This window comes from Candidatus Methylomirabilota bacterium (assembly GCA_003104975.1).
GTDB lineage: Bacteria > Methylomirabilota > Methylomirabilia > Methylomirabilales > Methylomirabilaceae > Methylomirabilis.
In genome coordinates this window covers 540,375-559,416 of record PQAM01000008.1, presented here as the reverse complement: position 1 = coordinate 559,416, position 19,042 = coordinate 540,375, and the positions used below count along the sequence as shown (strand labels likewise).

The window sequence follows — 19,042 nt, the reverse complement described above, 5'->3', positions numbered from 1 at the left end:
CCGGACAACCCCTTCGTCGGCGCGATCCCTGGGCGGGATGAGATCTATGCGCTGGGCCTGCGCAACCCGTGGCGGTTTGCCTTCGACCGGGCGACGGGCGAGCTCTATGTGGGGGATGTGGGGCAGGGCGCGTTCGAAGAGGTCGATCTGGTGACGCTTGGTGGCAACTACGGCTGGCGGGTGTTTGAGGGGACCCACTGCACGACTAACGATCCGGCCCGCTGCGGTGAGGGCGGCTTCGTGCCGCCGATCGCCGAGTATGCGCACGTCGGCGCGCGCTGCTCGATCACCGGCGGCTACGTCTACCGGGGGCATGCCTCGACGCTGCCGGTGGGGAGCTATCTGTTCGGCGACTTCTGCAGCGGGGAGCTGCTGCTGCTCAGCGGGGGGGTGCAGACCGTCCTGCTCGATACCCCCCTGCTGATCTCATCCTTCGGCGAGGACGAAGCCGGCGAGTTGTATGTGGTGGATCTGACGGGGACCGTGTACCGCATGGTCAATCCGGCGGCGCCGGTGCTGACCATCGACCTGAATCAGGAGACCTTCCACGCGGGAGAAACGTTGGTGATGTCGGTGCGGCTGCAGAACGGTGGACCGGCGTTCTCGACGGACGCCTATGTCGGCGCGGTGCTGCCCGACGGCACGACGGTGTTTTTCCTGACGAATTTGGACCCACCGGTGGGCGTCATCTCTTCACTCTCAGGCGACGCCAGTACGTTCCCGCCGCTTCTAGCGAGCGTGCTCGTTCCCACCGGTCTCCTCTTTGAAGACGACCGTTTTGTTGCATTCCCGTTCTCGGGAACCGAGGCCCCGGGCCAGTACACGGCATTCGCCGCGTTAGCCAGGCTCGGCGCCCTCGCTGACGGTCGCCTCGACCCAGGGGACTTATGGGTTCTGGTCAGTCACCCTTTTTCCGTATCCCCCTGACCGACGGACATAGTCGGTCTTCCCGTTCGAGCGCGCTGCAGCCGGTCGGCGGAAGGATTGCCCCGCAACCGGTTTTCCGGCCCAGCGGCTTGGGTGAACTGGACGGTTGGGTGTGGGATGCTGTCGTACGGTCCCGTTTCCTGCAAGACCCGCGAGGGTCCCTTGTGCCGCGCGGCGCGCGGCGTTCGCCTTCGCCCGAACCCGCTCCTCCGCTTTGCGCGTGCGGATGGCGGCAATACGCTCAACGATGGGGATCTCAAAGCGCTCAGCGGGTGCGGTTGCGTAATTAAAACCCTGAACCTTCTGACGCGGCAGACGTGTACCGATGCTGCGCTCGATGGCGCGGAGATCGGCCTCTTCGTTCGGCGAGACCAAGGTGTAGGCATCGCCCGTGGCTTCCTTGCGTCCGGTACGTCCGACTCGGTGGATATAGTCTTCCGGCAGAGACGGGACGTCGAAATTTACGACAAGTCCCAGCGCCTCGACATCGATGCCGCGCGCGGCGATATCGGTCGCCACCAGGACACGACACCGTCCCCTCTTGAAGCCGGACAGGGCCTCAGTCCGCTGCGCCTGACTGCGGTTCCCATGAATCCTGGCGCAGGTGACGCCGTGCTTTTCCAGAAATCCGGCAAGCCGATCGGCCCGGTGCTTGGTGCGGGTAAAGGCCAGGACATGCTTGGATGCGCTGGTCTTCACCAGTTCCAGAAAGAGGGTAGACTTCAGTTCCTGTGGGACGGGGTAGGCCACATGGGTGATTCCCGACGCCGGCGCCGCCTTCCGCTCGATATTCAGACAGACCGGATTGTGCAACATGTCGCCCGCAAGTTCCAGAATGGGCGGCGGCAACGTCGCCGAAAAGAGCAGCGTTTGCCGTTGCTTGGGGACGCGCTGCAGGATGCGACGGATGTCGGGCAGGAAGCCCATGTCGAGCATACGATCCGCCTCATCAAGCACGAGGTGCTCGATACCGCTCAGACGCGCATACGGGTATTGAAGGTGATCGAGCAGCCGGCCGGGGGTAGCGATCAGAACGTCCACACCTCTGCGGAATGCGCCCTCCTGGGGCGTCATAGATACGCCTCCGTACACTGCGGCGCCCTTCAGGGGGGTGTGCGCGGCAAGATCGTGGAGGTGGTCCGAGATCTGCGCCGCGAGCTCCCGCGTGGGCGCCAGAACGAGCGCCCTTGTGGTTCCCTTGGGCTTCTCTATGAGGCGGTGGAGGATGGGCAGCAGGAACGCAGCGGTTTTACCGCTCCCGGTCACGGCGGTAGCCATGACGTCCCGGCCATCCAGAAGGGGCGGAATAGCGAGACGCTGGATCGGTGTCGGGTGTTCAAACCCCATATTGTGAGTGGCCTTCAGCAGGTTCGCGTTGAGCTTTAATGACGAAAACGACATAATTCTCCTTGTGCTGTGTACTGTCTTTGGGTGCGCCTGTTCCGTAATGGACAACGCGCCCTGGTGCTGTGTGTCCGGTCGGCATACGTAAGGTGACGGTGGGATCGCCGGAAGAGAAGTCGCCGTGCGGAAGTGAGGGTTCCAGCTCGACAATACATCGGGGCCGCGTCGAGGCCTCGATCAATCTCGTGACTGCAATATTTATGCACTATAACATGCTTCGTGTAACGCGACAAGGAGAAAGCGCGGAGGTACTGTGCGGGCGGTCGTACAACGGGTGAGCGAGGCGACAGTCGCCGTGGCGGGGCAGACGATCGCGGCCATCGGCCACGGGCTGCTGGTGCTGGTCGGGGTCGGTAAGGACGACATGGAGGCCGACGCGAACTATATTGTCGCCAAGATCGCGGAACTCCGGATCTTTGAAGATGAGGCTGGAAAGATGAACCGCTCGGTGAGAGACGCGGGCGGCTCGGTACTGGCGGTAAGTCAGTTCACGCTATACGGCGACGGCCGGAAAGGCCGACGGCCTTCCTTTGACCAGGCGATGCAGCCGGAGGCCGCTCGACGGCTGATCGAATATCTGTGCGAAAGCCTGCGAACGCGCGGACTATCGGTCAAGACGGGCGAATTCGGCGCCCTGATGGAGGTCTCCGCAACCAACCATGGCCCGGTCACGATTCTGCTGGACAGCCACAAGCTTTTCTAATGCAGCCGTACCCTCTTTACCGCCGGGCACCAGAGGGGTTACCTACAAAGTAGACCGGCTCCTCGCCTGCGACGATCGCCGGCGTAATCGTCCAGGTCCCTCGACAGGCGGTATCGGCCACCCTTCCGGCCTGTTCGGACCCTGCAACCGCCAAGGTTACGCCGCTTGCCAGCCCGCCCAGAATACAGAAGGCCGCCTTGAACGGGAAATACACCATTGTTCCTACGGCGCTCCCGACCCCTGTACCAACCTGCCTGAGTGTACTGTGTGATCTGCTCGATTCTGATGCGGCCCAGCTTGGGATGCTGTATCCGATCAGAAGCAGTGCAATAGCCAATACCGCGATCTGTCTCATCTCGGTCCTCCCATCGACAGTTGTCTCGACATCTTCTTCCGTATGAAATAAGATATCAATAGGGAACAGTAACGATGCGCCCAGCTCCATCAGAAACAAGACCGGAGCGATCTGACTTCACCAAACAATACTACCATGTCGCATACACCAAAGCCAGCCCTTGGGACCGTCAGTATTGCCCAACAGGTCTCACCTGAGCGCCTCCGGGCCCACGTCGAGCACCTCGCCGGTGACATCGGCGAGCGTAATGTCTTTCATCCGGGGGCGCTGCGTGCCGCCGCCGAGTACATCCAGGAGGAGTGGCACAGCCAAGGCTATCAGGTTATCCCATACCGGTACACCGTATCCGGCGGCGAGTGCGCCAACCTGGAGGTCAACCGACCGGGCTGCGTGCGGCCCTACGAGATCCTGCTGATCGGCGCCCACTACGACTCGGTACGGGGGAGTCCGGGCGCCGACGATAACGGCAGCGGGGTCGCTGCTATGTTGGAGTTGTCCAGACTGTTCGCCGAGTTGACGCCGGCGATCACCGTGCGCTTCGTCGCCTTCGTCAATGAGGAGCCGCCGTTCTTCCTGACACGGCGGCAAGGAAGCGTCGTCTATGCCAAGGCGGTACGGGCGCGCGGCGATGCAATTCGGGCGATGGTCTCGGTGGAGGCCATCGGGTACTACCGGAATGAGCGCGGCAGCCAGCACTACCCGCCCCTGTTCCAGTTCTTCTATCCCCGCCAGGGCAACTTTATCACCTTCGTCTCCGACTTTCGCTCGCGCGCCCTGATGCGCCGCGCGGTGCAGGCGTTCCGTCACGCCTCCGACTTTCCGCTCGAACACATTGCAACGACCCGCTTTGTCCCTGGGGTTGCCTGGAGTGATCACTGGGCTTTCTGGCGGCGGGGCTACCGTGCCATCATGGTCACCGACACGGCCCTGTACCGCAATCCCTACTACCATACCCGCCACGATACCCCAGACACGCTGACGTATCCGGCGTTTACCCGCGTAACGGAGGGGCTCGCAGAGACTTTTGCAACGCTGGCTGTTGGCGGTCTGGATAACGACCAGACGTAGCCGCCTTTTCGGCTAGTCCGATGCGAACCGATAGCCCACACCGGGCTCGGTCAGCAGATAGCGCGGTCGCGCGGGGTCGGCCTCGAGCTTGCGCCGAAGCTGGGCAACGTAGACCCGCAGGTAGTGCGGTTGCTCGGTCTGATGCGGACCCCAGACCTCCTTCAGCAACTGCTGTTGGGTGACCACCTTCCCCGCATAGCGAATAAGCGTCGTCAGCAGTCGATACTCGATCGGGGTCAGGTGGATCTCCCGCCCCTCGACCGTCACCCGTCTCAGCCCAAGGTCCACCTGCAGCTTTCCTGCGGCGAAGTGGGACTCGGCCGCCTCATTCGGATTGCGCGCCGCGTGTCGCAGGACCACCCGGATGCGGGCCAGCAGTTCGCCGACCCCGAACGGCTTGCTCACATAGTCGTCGGCGCCCGCATCCAAGGCCGCGATCTTGTCGCGTTCCTGCCCCCGCGCCGAGAGCACAACAATCGGCACGGCACTCCACTCCCGCAGCCGTCGGATGACCTCGAGGCCGTCGATGTCGGGCAGGCCAAGGTCGAGGATGACAACGTCAGGCTGACGCACGGCCACCTGCGCCAGGCCCTCCTCGCCGGTGGTCGCCTCAAACAGCCGATACCCCTGGCTTTCCAGGCTGGCACGGAGGAAGCGTCGAATCGGCCGTTCGTCCTCGATGAGGACAACAGCTGGGCCGCCCTCATCGGGCGTCTCTACCGCCGACATCGCACCTTCCGGCAGATCAGTCATCAAAATCTCCCAACTTCGGAGGCGTGCCAGTCTGGGGGATGGTGAAGCGGAACGCCACGCCGCCCTCCGGACGATTCTCGGCCCAGATGCGGCCGCCGTGCGCCTCCACGATCCCCCGGCAGATAGCCAGTCCGAGCCCGGCCCCGCGCGAAGCGAGCCCCGGCCCACGATAGAATTTGTCGAACACCCGCTCTTCGTCTCCAGGCGGAAGCCCCGGACCGCGGTCCGTCACCTCGACGGTGACCGCTTCCGGCTCGGCCCATGCCGCGATCTCCAGGCGACCGTCATCGGGCGTGTGCTTGATGGCGTTGTCCAGTAGATTGATCAGGACCTGTTCCACCAGGATATCGTCGATCGGGACGAGGGGGAGGTCGGGCGGCAGTCGCGTAAACACCGGCCTGTCGCCCAACGACTTCGCCAGGCGGCCCAGTGCGACCCCGACGATGTCTTCCAGCGAATGCCACTCTTTTTTGGCCTGCAACGTTCCGGAATCGAGCCGCGTCATATCGAGCAGGTTGCTCACCAGGCGGTTCAGGCGCTCGGCCTCCTCAGAGAGCGTCTCCAGTAGCTCGTTCCGGGTCGCCGCATCGAGCCTCGTCTCACCTTCCAGCAGGCTGCTGGCCGCCCCGGTGATGGAGGCCAGCGGCGTCCTGAGATCGTGGGAGACCGAGCTTAGGAGCGAGCTGCGCAGCCGCTCTGCCTCCGCCCGTATCTGGGCCTCCTGCGCAGCCTCGGCCAGCCGGGTACGCTCCAGCGCCAAGGCGGTCTGATTGGTGAAGGTCTCAAGCTGGTGCAACTGCTCGGGCGCCTGCAGCGAATCGGGCTCCGACGGCCGCAGCCCCAGCACGCCAAGCGCCCCCTGCGACGCCATCAACGGGAGGTAGAGCGCCTTGGCTCCCGGCAGCGTTGATGTGCCCTGCCCGGCCATCTGCCCATGCTCGTATACCCACTGGGCCACCCCCAGCTCTGAGCTGGTTATCTCGAACTGGCCGGAAAGCGCCGTTTGAAGGCTGAGGTGACCGTCCGCCTCGGGTAGCAGCACAGCCACGTAGCCGCCAAAGGTCTCAGCGATATGCCGGCCTGCCGCCCGTAACAGATTGTCCACGCCTCGCGTGCCGGCCAGCTCCCGACTCAGCGCGTACAGCGCCGCGGTCCGTCGTTCCCGCTGGCGCGCCAGCTCTGCGTGCGCACGGATGCGTACCGTCAGCCCGCTGATAACCAACGCCACCACCAGCATGACCGCAAAGGTGACGAGGTATTGGGCATCGGCCACCACAAAGGTGAGGTGGGGAGGTACGAAGAAGAAATCGAAGGCCGCGACACTCAGGACCGACGCGAGGGCCGAGGGACCGGGTCCGGAGCGAGCGGCGACAGCGGTGACCCCGAGCAGATACACCATGATGAGATTGGAGGAGTCAAAGTATGGAAACATCGCCCACGCCACAGCAGTGCAGAGCGCGACCACCGCAGCGGCGCGCCCGTGGGCGGGCCAATCGGGCTCGCGGGCAGGGCTTCTCCGGGCCACTGGCTTCTGAGGGACCGCCTCCCGGCTGATGACGTAGATGTCGATGTCGCCGCTGCCGCGTATGAGGGCGTCCACGATGGAGCCCGCCGTGATCCGCCTCCACAACGAGCGGGTCGGCTTGCCCAGGATAATCTTGGTAACATTGCGCTGCTTGGCGTAGCGCAGGACCTCCTCGCTCTCATTGGCCTGCAACCCGCTTAAGGTGACCGCCTCGGCCCCCAGCGTCTCCGCCAGCCGAAGCGTTTCGCCGACGCGCCTGCGGTCCGCCTCGTTCAGCCGCGCATGCGCGGGGGTCTCGACGTAGACCGCGATCCATTCCGCTCGCAGCGCCGCCGCCATCCGTTTGGCGGCCCGGACCGTTTGGGCGGCATGGGGACTCGGGCTGACCAGAACCATCAGGCGCTCCGTAACGGGCCAGGTCGTCGGGATGGCCTGGTCGCGCATATACGCGCGCATCTCCGCATCGACACGGTCGGCCGTACGCCGCAGCGCCAGCTCTCGGAGGGCGATCAGATTGCCTTTTCGGAAGAAATGTGCGATCGCCTCCTTTGCCAGCTCCGGGACGTAGACCTTACCCTCCTTGAGACGCTGCAGCAGGTCGTCGGGGGGCAGGTCGATCAGTTCGATCTCATCGGCCGCGTCAAGGACAGAATCGGGGACCGTTTCACGCACCGGCACCCCGGTGATCTTGGTCACGACGTCGTTGAGGCTCTCGAGGTGCTGAACGTTGAGGGTGGTATAGACATGGATGCCGGCCTCCAGCAGTTCCATGACGTCCTGCCAGCGCCGGGTGTGCCGCGCTCCTGGCGCGTTGGTGTGCGCCAGCTCATCGACCAGGATCAGTGTGGGGCGGCGGGCGAGCGCGCCATCCAGGTCGAACTCGGCGAGGGTGGCACCGCGATACTCAAGGCGGCGAGGCGGGAGCATTTTGAGCCCCTCGATGAGCGCCTCGGTCTCAGGCCGACCGTGGGTCTCCGCCCAGCCGACCACGACGTCGACGCCCTCGGCGCGCGCCTCGTGCGCGGCCTCCAGCATCGCGTAGGTCTTGCCGACACCCGCGACCGCGCCCAGGAAGACCTTCAGTTTGCCGCGCCTTTCGCGCGCCTCTTCCGCCTTCACGCGCGCCAGCAGCGTCTCAGGGTCAGGTCGATGTTCGGGCATGACAATGACCACTCACAGGTTATCGGTGCTATCACATAGCATCCAATGCGAGATTTAATTGTAGCACGTTGACTCGCGGCTCGCCCAGGACGCCCAGCAGTCGAGGCTCGATCTGCGCCTCAACCAAGCGCCGTACGGCCGCCTCGTCGAGCCCGCGTGCCCGCGCCACGCGCCGTACCTGGTAGAACGCCGCAGCCGGGCTGATGTGCGGGTCGAGGCCGCTCGCAGACGCTGTCACCAGGTCGACGGGGACGGGGGCCGGGTTATCCGGGTCGGCCGCCCCCAGCGCCTCGATGCGCCTCTTCACGGCCTCGCGCAATGCCTCGTTGGTCGGCCCGAGATTCGAGCCTGATGAGGAGGCGGCATTGTACGGAAACGGTGCGGTGGCCGAGGGCCGTCCCCACAAATACCTGGGGTCGTCGAAGGACTGGCCAATGAGGGCAGAGCCGACAGCCTTATCGTCCTCCACGATCAGGCTGCCATTCGCCTGGCTTGAAAAGAGTCCTTGGGCAATCCCGGTCACGAGGAGCGGATAGGCAACCCCTGTCAGGATCGTAAAGAGCATGAGCACCACGAGCGCCGGTCGAAGTTGAGTCAGCATACTTATATCTCCCCTGTCCTCACGACCCCAGCCCGAGGGCCGTAAGGATCAGGTCAATCAGTTTGATGCCGGGAAACGGCACAATGACGCCCCCCACTCCATAGATCCAGAGGTGGCGCCGCAACAGCGCCGCCGCCCCGATCGGCCGGTAGCGTACCCCGCGAAGCGCCAGCGGGATCAGTGCAATGATAATCAGTGCGTTGAAGATGACGGCCGAGAGGATCGCGCTGGCTGGCGTAGCAAGCCGCATAATGTTCAGCGCGCCCAGGGCAGGGTAGGTGGTAGCGAAGGCTGCCGGGATGATGGCGAAGTATTTAGCGACATCATTGGCAATACTGAAGGTCGTCAGCGCCTCCCGCGTCATCAGCATCTGCTTGCCCGTCGCCACTACCTCCAGGAGCTTAGTCGGGTTGGAGTCGAGGTCCACCATGTTCCCGGCCTCTTTGGCCGCCTGCGTCCCGGTATTCATCGCGACGGCCACATCCGCCTGGGCCAGCGCCGGGGCGTCGTTGGTCCCGTCGCCCGTCATTGCCACCAGTCGGCCCAGCGCCTGCAGGTCACGGATCAGCGTGAGCTTCGCCTCTGGCGTCGCCTCCGCGAGGAACTCGTCCACCCCCGCCTCCGCCGCGATGGCGGCCGCCGTCAATGGGTTGTCGCCGGTAATCATAATCGTCTTAATCCCCATCCCCCTCAGTTCCAGAAACCGCTCCTTAATGCCCCCCTTGACGATATCTTTGAGCTGCACGACGCCCAGCACGCGCGCGCCGTCGGTCACCACCAGAGGCGTCCCGCCCTGCTTGGCGATCAGGTCCACCTTGGCGCGGACGTCGCCAGGGAATTTTCCCCCAAGACCTCGCACATAGACCTCGATGGCGTCGACGGCGCCCTTGCGGATCTCTCGGCCGTTGAGATTCACCCCGCTCATTCGCGTCTGGGCCGTGAACGGGATGAAGGTGGCGCCGAGGGCGGCAACGTCGCGCTCTCGGATCCCGTACTTCTCTTTGGCCAGGACGACGATGGAGCGGCCCTCCGGCGTCTCATCCGAAAGCGAGGCGAGCTGGGCGGCATCCGCCAGGATCCGCTCGCCTACGCCTTCCGCCGGCAATAGTGCGGCGGCCTGACGGTTGCCGAGGGTAATGGTGCCGGTCTTGTCCAGCAGCAGGACATCCACGTCGCCCGCCGCCTCCACCGCCCGGCCCGACATGGCAATGACGTTCGCCTGGATCATCCGGTCCATCCCGGCAATCCCGATGGCGGAGAGCAGCCCGCCGATGGTGGTCGGGATCAGGCAGACCAGTAGTGCCACCAGGACCGTTACCGTTACGGGACTCCCCTGCCCGGCCGCCTGGACGCTGAAGAGCGAGAACGGTAACAGCGTCGCCGTCGCCAGCAGGAAGATAATCGTCAGGGCGGCCAGGAGAATGTCCAGGGCGATCTCGTTGGGGGTCTTCTGGCGTTTGGCCCCCTCTACCAGCGCGATTATCCGGTCCAGGAAGGCCTCGCCGGGGTTCACCGCGATCCGCACGATCAGCCAGTCGGACAGGATCTGGGTCCCGCCCATCACCGCGCTGCGATCGCCTCCGCTCTCGCGGATGACCGGCGCGCTTTCGCCCGTAATAGCGGCCTCGTTCACCGAGGCGATCCCTTCGATCACCTCGCCGTCGGCCGGAATGGTATCGCCCGCCTCCACCAGGACCACGTCGTCCTTCCGAAGCGCCGTGGCCGGCACCGCCTCGTACTCGGCGCCCCGCTCGGGACGCGCCAGGCGCTTGGCCTGAACGTCACGCCGCGCCTTCCGCAGCGAGGCCGCCTGCGCCTTGCCCCGCCCCTCCGCCATCGCCTCGGCGAAGTTGGCAAAGAGCACCGTGAACCAGAGCCAGAGCGAGACCGTCAGAATAAATCCGGTCGGCGCCTCGCCAGAACCCAACAGCGCCTGAATGAACAGCAGCGTCGTCAGGATGGAACCCACATACACGACGAACATCACCGGGTTGCGCACCTGGCGTCGCAGGCTGAGCTTGCGGAAGGCGTCTATCACCGCCTGACGCACGATGGCGGAATCGAGCAGCGGACGGCCTTGACGTCGAGTAGCCATATCGACCTCTCCAATTCCTACGAGCGCATCATGAGATGCTCAACAATCGGTCCCAGCGCCAGCGCAGGGATGAAGGTGAGCGCCCCCACGATGACCACAACACCGATCAGCAACACCACAAAGAGGGGCGTGTGGGTTGGGAGCGTTCCGGCCCCCGGCGGGACTAACTTCTTAGCGGCCAGCGATCCCGCGATAGCCAGGGTCGGGATGGCCAACCAGTATCGGGCGAAGAACATCGCAATCCCAAGCGAGGTATTGTAAAAGGGGGTGTTGGCGTTGAGACCGGCGAAGGCGCTACCGTTGTTGTTGCCCGCCGACGAGAAGGCATACAGGATCTCACTGAAGCCGTGGGGTCCGGGATTGAGAATCTCGGCCCTGCCGCTGCCGGTGACGACCGCGACCGCGGTGCCGAGCAGCACGATGGCGGGCGGGATCAGGATGATCAGCGAGGCCATCTTCATCTCGTAGGCCTCGATCTTCTTCCCCAGATATTCGGGGGTGCGCCCCACCATGAGCCCCGCCACAAAGACGGCGATGATGGCGAAGACCAGCATCCCGTACAGCCCCGAGCCGACGCCGCCGTAAATCACTTCCCCAAGCTGGATCAGCCACATCGGCACGAGGCCGCCCAGCGGCGTGAAGGAGTCGTGCATGGCGTTTACTGAGCCGTTGGAGGCCGAGGTTGTGGCCGTCGTCCAGAGGGCGGAGCCGACAATCCCGAAGCGGACCTCCTTCCCTTCCATGTTGCCGCCGGCCTGAAGTTCGCTTGCCGTCTGATCGATCTCCAGCCTGCTGAGTATGGGGTTGCCGCCCTGCTCCGAGACGACGCAGAGGGCGAGGAGTCCGACGAACATGATGGTCATAGCGCTGAACACTGCCCACCCCTGTCGCGTATCCTGGACCATGACCCCGAAGGTGTGACAGAGGGCCGCGGGGATCAGGAGGATGGCCAGCAGTTCGAGAAAGTTCGAGAGCGGCGTAGAGTTCTCAAAGGGGTGGGCTGAGTTGGCGTTAAAGAAGCCGCCGCCGTTGGTCCCGAGTTGCTTGATAGCGACCTGCGAGGCGGATGGGCCGAGCGCGATCACCTGCTCGGTCAACGTCGACGTCTTTGTCTTCGGCTGACCTTTCTCATCGAGGACCGGCTTGCCGTCTGGGTCGGCGACAGGCTGCTCATAGCTGGTCGGCTGGACAATACCAACCTTGGCATACGATCCGAACGTCTGTACGACCCCCTGCGACACGAGCGCCAGGGCAAGGACGAGGGAGAGCGGCAGAAGGATGTAGAGCGTGCTGCGAGTCAGGTCCACCCAGAAGTTGCCGATGGTTTGAGCTGAGCGGCGCGCCAGACCGCGGATAAAGGCCACGAGGACCGCCATCCCCGTCGCGGCCGACACGAAGTTCTGGACCGTAAGCCCCAGCATCTGGGTCAGATAGCTCATCGTCGTCTCACCGCCGTAGCCCTGCCAGTTAGTGTTGGTAGCAAAACTGACGGCAGTGTTGAAGGCCGAGTCGGGCGACACCGGCCCGAACGACTGCGGGTTGAGCGGCAGTAGACCCTGCAGGCGCTGGAGGATGTAGACTGCCAGTAACCCCACAAGGTTAAACAGCATCATCGCCCATGCGTAGCTCTGCCAGTGCATCTCATCGTCGGGACGGACGCCGGAGAGACGGTAGATCCATCGCTCCAGCGGTCCCAGGAGCCGATCGAGGCCGAACGACCGGCCCTCATAGACCCTGGCCATATAGACGCCCAGCGGCTTCGCGAGGGCGAGCAGGACCACAAGGTACAGGCCCACCTGCAGATAGCCGTTTGCGGTCACGAGAAGACCTCCGGTTTGAGCAGCGCGACCACCAGGTAGATCAAGAGGCCCAAGGCCACGATCCCGCCCAACCAATAGAGTGATGTCATCTGTTCCTCCTACAGACGCTCACACAGCTTGATGAGCGCCCACGACAGCCCGAACAGGCCGACCGTCAATCCCAGGTACACCAGATCCAGCACGTCTCACTCCTTGGTCATCAGCCTGCTCAATCCACCTGGTAGGGGACATCGGTGATCACAATCCCGCGTTTAAAGAGCAGGGCCATTCGCAGCCACAAGGCCGTCTGGCTGTGGACCAGGTTCTGCCACCGGCGACGGGGCACAAACTGCGGCACGACGATCGTAATGGTCTCGTTCGGTTGACGGCTTCTGGCGATCGCCTCGATATAGCCCAGCAACGGCTCCAGCAAGAGCCGATAGGGCGACTCCAGGACGACCAGACGGACCCCCTCTCCCCAGATCTCCCACTTTCGGCGCACCCGCTCGGCCTCAACCGGATCCATAGAGATGTAGACCGCCGTGATATCGTCGGAGAGGCATCGCGCGTAGCGAAGCGCGATCACCGTCCCCCGATGGACGCCGCTGACCGGCATGATCACACGGTGTCGCGCAATGCGCGGGGCCGCGCCGTACTCCTCAAGCGACAGGTGCCCGGCCAGGTCCCGATAGTGACGGTGGATAATAAAGAACATCGCCGTAAGAAGCGGGATCAGCAGGATCACGATCCACGCCCCCTCCCGGAACTTGGTCGCCGCAAAGATCAGCATTACTACCGCCGAGCAGAACGCGCCAAATCCGTTGATCGCCATCTTCATGGCCCAACGGCGTTCATGGCGAAGCGTCGAGCCCTGCTCCTGCACCTCCTGTCCGGGCGCGAGGCGGCCGGCCTTCCACCAGCGGCGCGCCATCCCGGCCTGCGAAAGCGTAAAGGAGAGGAAGACACCGATGGCATAGAGCGGGATCAGTGCGGTCACGCTCGCCTGAAACAGTACGATGAGGAGTGAGGCGATCAGCGCAAGCGCCACGATGCCCCGCGAGTAGACCAACCGACTCCCCCGAAATGTCAACTGACGGGGCAGGAAGCCGTCCCCTGCAATAAGGGCGCTGAGCCTGGGGAAATCGGCAAACGAGGTGTTGGCCGCCATGATGAGGATGAGCGTCGTAGCCGCAATCGTGGCGAGATACAGCAGGCCACGCCCCCCGTGAGTGGTGCGCGCCAGTTGCGAGATAACGGTTTCGGCCTCCGACGGGATGGCGCCGATCTGCCGCGCCAGAAAGGAGATGCTGAGAAAGAGTGTGCCCAGGATCGCTGCCATCCAGATCAAGGTGATCCCGGCATTCCGGCTGCGTGGCTCCTTGAACGCCTGGACGCCGTTGGAGATCGCCTCTACACCCGTGACGGCTGTGGTGCCGTTCGAAAAGGCATGAAGGAGTAAGAAGAGCGTGGCCGATTGCATGGAAGGCACGATGTCGAGCGGGGGAGGGTTGTCCACCGCACCCAGGCTCCCCATCAGGAACTGTGCCAGACCGCTTCCCACCGTCAGGAACAGCATGATGACAAAGAAGTAGGTGGGACCGGCGAAGACCAGGCCGGATTCTCTTACGCCGCGCAGGTTGATCAGCATCATGAACAGCACCAGCCCGACGGACAATATCACCCGGTAAGGGAAGAGGGCCGGGTAGGCCGAGGTGATCTGGGCGACGCCCGACGCGATCGAGACGGAGACCGTCAGGATATAGTCGGTGAGCAGCGCCGCGCCGGCGGTCTGAGCCGGAAGCTCGCCGAGATTGTCACGGGCAACGATGTACGCGCCGCCGCCGCCCGGGTAGGCATGGATCGTCTGCCGATACGAGACAGTAAGAATGACCAGGAGCGCGATGATGCAGAGCGCGATCGGAACGGTATAGACGAAGGCCGCGGTCCCGGCCGCGGCCAGGACGAATAGGATCTCGTCGGTCGCGTATGCGACAGATGACAGGTTGTCGGAGGCAAATACCGCCAGCCCGACGGCCTTGCCGATAGTCTGGTGCGGCGCATCGGCACTCGCCAGCGGGCGGCCGATCAGCCTGGTGCGCCACGAACGCGGCGGCTCGTACTCCGCGACCTGTTGAAATATCCCGGATTCCGTCTCTTTTTTGACACCAGGCATCGGCTCCCCGCCTCCTCGATAACCGCTCCCGTTCGAGCGCCACAGCGTCACCCGTAACCCTTTCCGCTACTCATACCGTAGTGCCGCTGTGAAAGCCGGGTCAAATCAAAATACTGTCAAAAATGGCGTCCGGAGCGTCAAGAAAGTATCAAAGCGGCTGGTCGGCAGTCGGCGGTTTGACGCCGATCAAGAGGCGGGAAAAACTGGCTTGTCGCCTATCGCAGAGCTCGTCGGTCAGCTTTCTGACCAACTCGACTCCCAGGCGAGAATGGATCGGATTTTCTCTGGGCACTGTTCGCCCTCATCGAGTACCCACCTAACCTTTGTTGCGGATCTACCATAGACACATTCTTGCAATTGTTTGATGTTGTCAAACAATGTCCAGATGTAATGTAACAACCTGAGCCAACGAGATCAGTTCGGAGAAGCAGCGAAATTCCGCAGCCCCGGAGTTCCTATGACCGGTATCGGTGCGCGCAGGCAGGGGGAAACCGCGGGATAAGCTCCGCACACACCAAGGATGATCGCCTCTACAGGATCTCCCATTTTACATCGAGCTAAAACGGGACCTCGGTAGTTTCGGTAAACGGAGTGGTCAACTCTCTGACAGTGGTGGAGTGGTGAGGAGGCAGCAAGGTCCGGTCGTGCTCATCTGATTGGTCGGGTTGCTACGTATAGGGTGCTCGCCTTTTTTCCAAGCACACTGAATGGTGTAAAATCGTTGTGGCGAGTTCGCTTCTCTGGCGGAAACAGCACGCGCGCCCACTCAGGCGAAATCTCCTCACCCGCCTGAAGGAGACGGATCAACTCCTGCCTCTGTTCCGGCGTCATGTCTTAACCTTCCCGCTGGCTCGGCTTGCGCCAAACGTTCGTCGGCGTTTATTTTTATTATAGGGAGCAAGGCTTTCCCGCACATGGAAGCCAATTCGTTTCTCGGGTGGCTCAGGTACCGATGGTTGGCTGAGAAGAGACATGATCTGCTGGATGATGTCAGTAATGGCCCGTTCATGCAGGTCCAGCCGTTCGGTCAGCGTTTTCTCCAAGGCCGCCAGCTTCCGGGCCAAGTCTTTTTGAGTCGCAAGCATGGCCCGCATCTTGACGAACGCTCGCACGACGAACACACTCATTTGGACAGCCCGCTCGCTGCGCAGAATATTCGCGGCCATGACCGCACCGTGCTCAGTGAAAGCATAAGGTGGCGTCCGTCGACCTCCACGGCCGAGTTTTGATATCGCACTTTGCGATGTCAAGGCGCCGAACTCGTCACCGGTCAATCTGAACATGAAATCATCGGGAAAGCGCCTGCGGTTCCGCTTCACCGCTTCATTGAATCCGGATCAGGCTTCTGGTTTAAGGACGCGCTTTCTGGTAGCATGTCAGTTGAAGACTGTTTTGACATCGGATCTGAACTCACCTGCGTAACGGCCACGCGCGGCAATACTCGGAGGAGCGACATGAGAAACACACGCGTCGTCCAGCACTCTTGCTTGATCGGAATGATATGGCTCGTAGTCATCGTATTGACGGCTGGAACAGTTTTTGCCGATGAGACCTGCCAGTCGCCTTTCCTGCCAAAGGTGACCGGGCAGGAGGACTATGTCTATGTCTGGACGCTGGGGATCGAGGGGGTAGGCGACGGCAACGACAGCCTCGTCACCGTTGACGTCAATCCGAAGTCGAAGCGCTACGGACAGATCATCCATCGGGCGCCGGTCCCGGGACGGCACGAGGCGCACCACGCCGGCTTTACCGACGATCGGCGGCATCTGTGGGCCGGCGGGCTGGACGACAGCTACATCTTTATCTTCGATGTCGCGTCCGACCCGGCCAAACCTAAGCTGATTAAGACGATTAAGAGCTTCGTCAAGGATACGGGTGGCCTGGTCGGCCCCCACACCTTCTACGCCCTGCCTGGACGGATGCTGATCACCGCGCTCTCCAACACAACGGATGGCTCAGGCCGGACAGGGCTGGCGGAATATACCAACGATGGGCGCTTCATCCGGACGATCTGGATGCCGAAGGAGGCGCCGTACGGATATGACGTACGGGTCAACATCAATCTGAACCGTATGCTGACCTCCGCCTTCACCGGCAAAAAGAATTTCATGCGGCCACTCGGCGAACTGGTCAAGGATACCGAGGCGATGAAGGCATTTGGCGATACGGTGGTCGTGTGGGACTTCCACGCGCGCAAGCCGCTACAGGTCCTGCAGGTCCCCGGTGCGCCGCTGGAGCTGCGCTGGGCGCTCCAGCCGAATCACTACTACGCCTTTACGGCGACGGCGCTTGCCCACCAGCTCGTGCTCATCCACCAACAGGATGACCGGACCTGGGCTGCCAGGTCCGTCACCGACCTCGGCGATACCCTTCCGGTCGATATCAGTATCGCACCGGACGACAGCAAGCTCTATGTCGCATCGTTCATGGACGGGATGTTGCGGGTGTATGACATCGCCAACCCCTTCGAGCCGAAGCTCGTTGAGCAGGTAAAGGTAGGCGAGATGGCGAATATGGTCTCCGAGTCGTGGGACGGCACGCGCCTCTATGTCACTAACTCGCTCCTCTCGAAGTGGGACAAACCGGGCGACTACTGGATGAAGGCCTACGCCTGGGAGAATGGAAAGCTGACACACAAGTTCACGACCGACTTCAACTCGGTAGGACGGGCGCACCTGATGAACTTTGGGAGCAAGGCGCTACGCGCCCGGCCGGAGTAACCATGCGTTGCCCAGAAAGTCCTCCTGGGTCATTGCTCCGAACGTCCCCCGTCCACGTCATTGCGAGGCGAAGCCGAAGCAATCTCACAGTCGTTCAAGACCACTACGGTGAGATTGCCGCGCTCCCTTCGGTCGCTCGCAATGACGATAAGTGTCGCATGGGGTACTGGTTGATAGCGTGCGGCATCTGGGTTGGGGTGGCCTTCCTTGCGCTGGATCTCCGGACAGCCGAAGCCCATCAGATCCCAGAATTGGAGGAGACCTATATCCAGGGCGTCTTCTCGCCTCAATTCACCCCGCCGCCCGCCGGGACCTACGACCTGCCGGTCATCGCGCGCGTTTCGCCGGTCGTCCTGATCGATGCCGCCGGACACCGAGTCAACACCGCATCCCTTATGCGCGACAAGGTAGCCGTCGTCAGCTTTATCTATACCGCTTGCCCGGACCGGCTCGGCTGTCCCCTGGCCGGTATGGCACTTCGAGAGCTCCAGGCGCAACTGCGCCGCGAGGGTCTTCAGAACCAAGCCGTCCTGTTGTCCATCAGCCTGGACCCTGCACGCGATACGCCGAAGCAACTTGCCAAATACGGACGCGTCTTCGGGGCGGAGTCGTCATTCTGGCATCTGCTGACGGCCCCGTCACAGCGGGTTCTTAAGACGGTACTGAACAGCTACGGGCAGGATCGAGCGAGGATCTACGACGAGGAGCGGCGCTTTACCGGCCGATACCGTCACGTCCTGAAGGTATTTCTGGTAGATCAGGAGGGGCAGATTCGCAATATCTACAGTACGGGCTCGCTGGTTCCCCAGGTGATGGTGAACGACATCAGGACGGTGCTGGCCGAGAAGAATGCCAACCAGCGGGAGGCACAGTAGCCGACGCGGGCAGATCAGGCCAGCGACGCGCCGCCGCTCTGGGTTGCCCGGTAGTAGGGATTGGCGCCGCTTGCATGGTCGGTGGTATCGAGGACCTGGCGGATCTCGGGAACCGCTTCCTGGATCGCCGTGGCCACCCCTTGCTTCAGTGTCATGTCGGCCATCCCGCAGCCGTGGCATCCGCCCCCGAAAGCGATGTAGGCGATGCCGTCCTTGACTTCCAGCAGCGTCACGTGTCCGCCGTGCGCGGCCACCCCCGGATTGATTCGGGTATCGATCACCCGCTGGACCGCCGCGGCGACAGGATCCTTCCACCCGGAGTTGGGATTATCGATCTTGAAGCCGCTCTGATAGACCCCCTCGATAAAGTCCACAGTGGCGCCCTGAAGCTTGGGCGCGCTCTCGGCGTCGACGTAGACCTTGAAGCTGCCGGCATCGATCACGGTGTCGTCGGTGCCTTTGTCCTTGTTGGCCATAAATCCGAGCCCATAGCGAAAGCTTCCCGGACCTCCCCCGGTCACCATCACACGTACCCCGATATCCGACTGGCTTTCCGCCTTCATCAGCTCAAGGATCTTCTTCTTTGCCGATTCGGTGATCGTAAGCATCTGCGTCCTTCCTGTTGGGCCTGATGTCCGACCTGTGCGACTATTGCGCTACGCTACCATGAGAATAGTTCTATGGTAGACCCAAAAGTCCCGCCGCGTCAACCCGAAGCATCCATTCATCCCATCATCCCATGTAGCCTCGCCTCGATGGCGACTTGACTTGCGCCTCTTTTGTTTTTTCCGCTTTTGCGATACTATATCGGCCTTAGCGCGGTGCAGTCCGGCCTGGATCGGATCCGGTCTTGAATGACAGGTTATTTTCAGGAAGGCGTGTC

The 19,042-nt window shown here is 62.7% G+C and carries 17 protein-coding genes; 5 read left to right on the top strand and 12 right to left on the bottom strand.

Annotation, left to right across the window (positions count from 1 at the left end; translation table 11 throughout):
• A partial coding sequence (locus C3F12_06345; protein PWB47577.1) for a hypothetical protein occupies nt 1-927 on the top strand: 927 nt, incomplete at its 5' end.
• On the opposite strand, the gene C3F12_06340 is transcribed toward C3F12_06345, so the two are convergent.
• Nucleotides 886-2,328 carry an RNA helicase gene (locus C3F12_06340; GenBank protein ID PWB47576.1) on the bottom strand — a complete coding sequence of 481 codons (1,443 nt, stop codon included), beginning with the start codon at nt 2,326-2,328 and terminating at the stop codon, nt 886-888. The genes C3F12_06345 and C3F12_06340 overlap by 42 nt on opposite strands.
• Before the next feature lie 256 nt (nt 2,329-2,584).
• On the opposite strand from C3F12_06340, the gene C3F12_06335 reads away from it, so the two are divergent.
• The gene (locus tag C3F12_06335; GenBank protein ID PWB47575.1) at nt 2,585-3,034 is read left to right on the top strand and encodes a D-tyrosyl-tRNA(Tyr) deacylase; all 450 of its coding nucleotides are present in this window, start codon (nt 2,585-2,587) and stop codon (nt 3,032-3,034) included.
• A 16-nt stretch (nt 3,035-3,050) separates the two neighbouring features.
• Here C3F12_06335 and C3F12_06330 read toward each other — a convergent pair whose 3' ends face one another.
• Entirely contained in the window at nt 3,051-3,479 is a 429-nt protein-coding gene (locus tag C3F12_06330) for a hypothetical protein (GenBank protein ID PWB47574.1), read from the bottom strand.
• A 45-nt stretch (nt 3,480-3,524) separates the two neighbouring features.
• Here C3F12_06330 and C3F12_06325 point away from each other — a divergent pair, with 45 nt between their 5' ends.
• Nucleotides 3,525-4,457, top strand: a complete 933-nt coding sequence (locus C3F12_06325) for an aminopeptidase (GenBank protein PWB47573.1) — start codon at nt 3,525-3,527, stop codon at nt 4,455-4,457.
• A 12-nt stretch (nt 4,458-4,469) separates the two neighbouring features.
• Here C3F12_06325 and C3F12_06320 read toward each other — a convergent pair whose 3' ends face one another.
• The 9 genes from C3F12_06320 to C3F12_06280 form a co-directional block, all read right to left on the bottom strand.
• On the bottom strand, nt 4,470-5,186 hold the full coding sequence (locus tag C3F12_06320; protein ID PWB47572.1) for a DNA-binding response regulator: 717 nt from the start codon (nt 5,184-5,186) through the stop codon (nt 4,470-4,472).
• 16 nt (nt 5,187-5,202) lie between these two features.
• Nucleotides 5,203-7,896, bottom strand: coding sequence for a two-component system sensor histidine kinase KdbD (locus C3F12_06315; GenBank protein ID PWB47571.1), 2,694 nt, complete (start codon nt 7,894-7,896; stop codon nt 5,203-5,205).
• A gap of 31 nt (nt 7,897-7,927) precedes the next feature.
• Nucleotides 7,928-8,497, bottom strand: coding sequence for a potassium-transporting ATPase subunit C (locus C3F12_06310; protein PWB47570.1), 570 nt, complete (start codon nt 8,495-8,497; stop codon nt 7,928-7,930).
• Nucleotides 8,498-8,516: 19 nt separating this feature from the next.
• Nucleotides 8,517-10,592, bottom strand: coding sequence for a K(+)-transporting ATPase subunit B (kdpB, locus tag C3F12_06305; protein ID PWB47569.1), 2,076 nt, complete (start codon nt 10,590-10,592; stop codon nt 8,517-8,519).
• Between the two features lie 17 nt (nt 10,593-10,609).
• Entirely contained in the window at nt 10,610-12,412 is a 1,803-nt protein-coding gene (locus C3F12_06300) for a potassium-transporting ATPase subunit KdpA (protein ID PWB47568.1), read from the bottom strand.
• Complete coding sequence (gene kdpF, locus C3F12_06295) at nt 12,409-12,501, bottom strand: K(+)-transporting ATPase subunit F (protein PWB47567.1); 93 nt, start codon at nt 12,499-12,501, stop codon at nt 12,409-12,411. Before kdpF ends, C3F12_06300 begins: the two co-directional genes overlap by 4 nt.
• A gap of 119 nt (nt 12,502-12,620) precedes the next feature.
• Entirely contained in the window at nt 12,621-14,564 is a 1,944-nt protein-coding gene (locus tag C3F12_06290) for a permease (protein ID PWB47566.1), read from the bottom strand.
• 648 nt (nt 14,565-15,212) lie between these two features.
• A complete protein-coding gene (locus tag C3F12_06285) occupies nt 15,213-15,395 on the bottom strand; it encodes a hypothetical protein (protein ID PWB47565.1) in 183 nt (60 codons plus the stop codon).
• On the bottom strand, nt 15,392-15,883 hold the full coding sequence (locus tag C3F12_06280) for a DNA-binding protein (GenBank protein PWB47564.1): 492 nt from the start codon (nt 15,881-15,883) through the stop codon (nt 15,392-15,394). The genes C3F12_06285 and C3F12_06280 overlap by 4 nt, the downstream gene beginning before the upstream one ends.
• 135 nt (nt 15,884-16,018) lie before the next feature.
• Here C3F12_06280 and C3F12_06275 point away from each other — a divergent pair, with 135 nt between their 5' ends.
• Together C3F12_06275 and C3F12_06270 are read left to right on the top strand one after the other, a co-directional pair.
• On the top strand, nt 16,019-17,284 hold the full coding sequence (locus C3F12_06275) for a selenium-binding protein (GenBank protein PWB47563.1): 1,266 nt from the start codon (nt 16,019-16,021) through the stop codon (nt 17,282-17,284).
• Nucleotides 17,285-17,286: 2 nt separating this feature from the next.
• The gene (locus tag C3F12_06270; GenBank protein PWB47562.1) at nt 17,287-18,159 is read left to right on the top strand and encodes a hypothetical protein; all 873 of its coding nucleotides are present in this window, start codon (nt 17,287-17,289) and stop codon (nt 18,157-18,159) included.
• 14 nt (nt 18,160-18,173) lie between these two features.
• On the opposite strand, the gene C3F12_06265 is transcribed toward C3F12_06270, so the two are convergent.
• Nucleotides 18,174-18,767: an iron-sulfur cluster assembly accessory protein gene (locus C3F12_06265; protein ID PWB47561.1), complete on the bottom strand. Its 594-nt coding sequence runs from the start codon at nt 18,765-18,767 to the stop codon at nt 18,174-18,176.
• Nucleotides 18,768-19,042 lie beyond the last annotated feature (275 nt).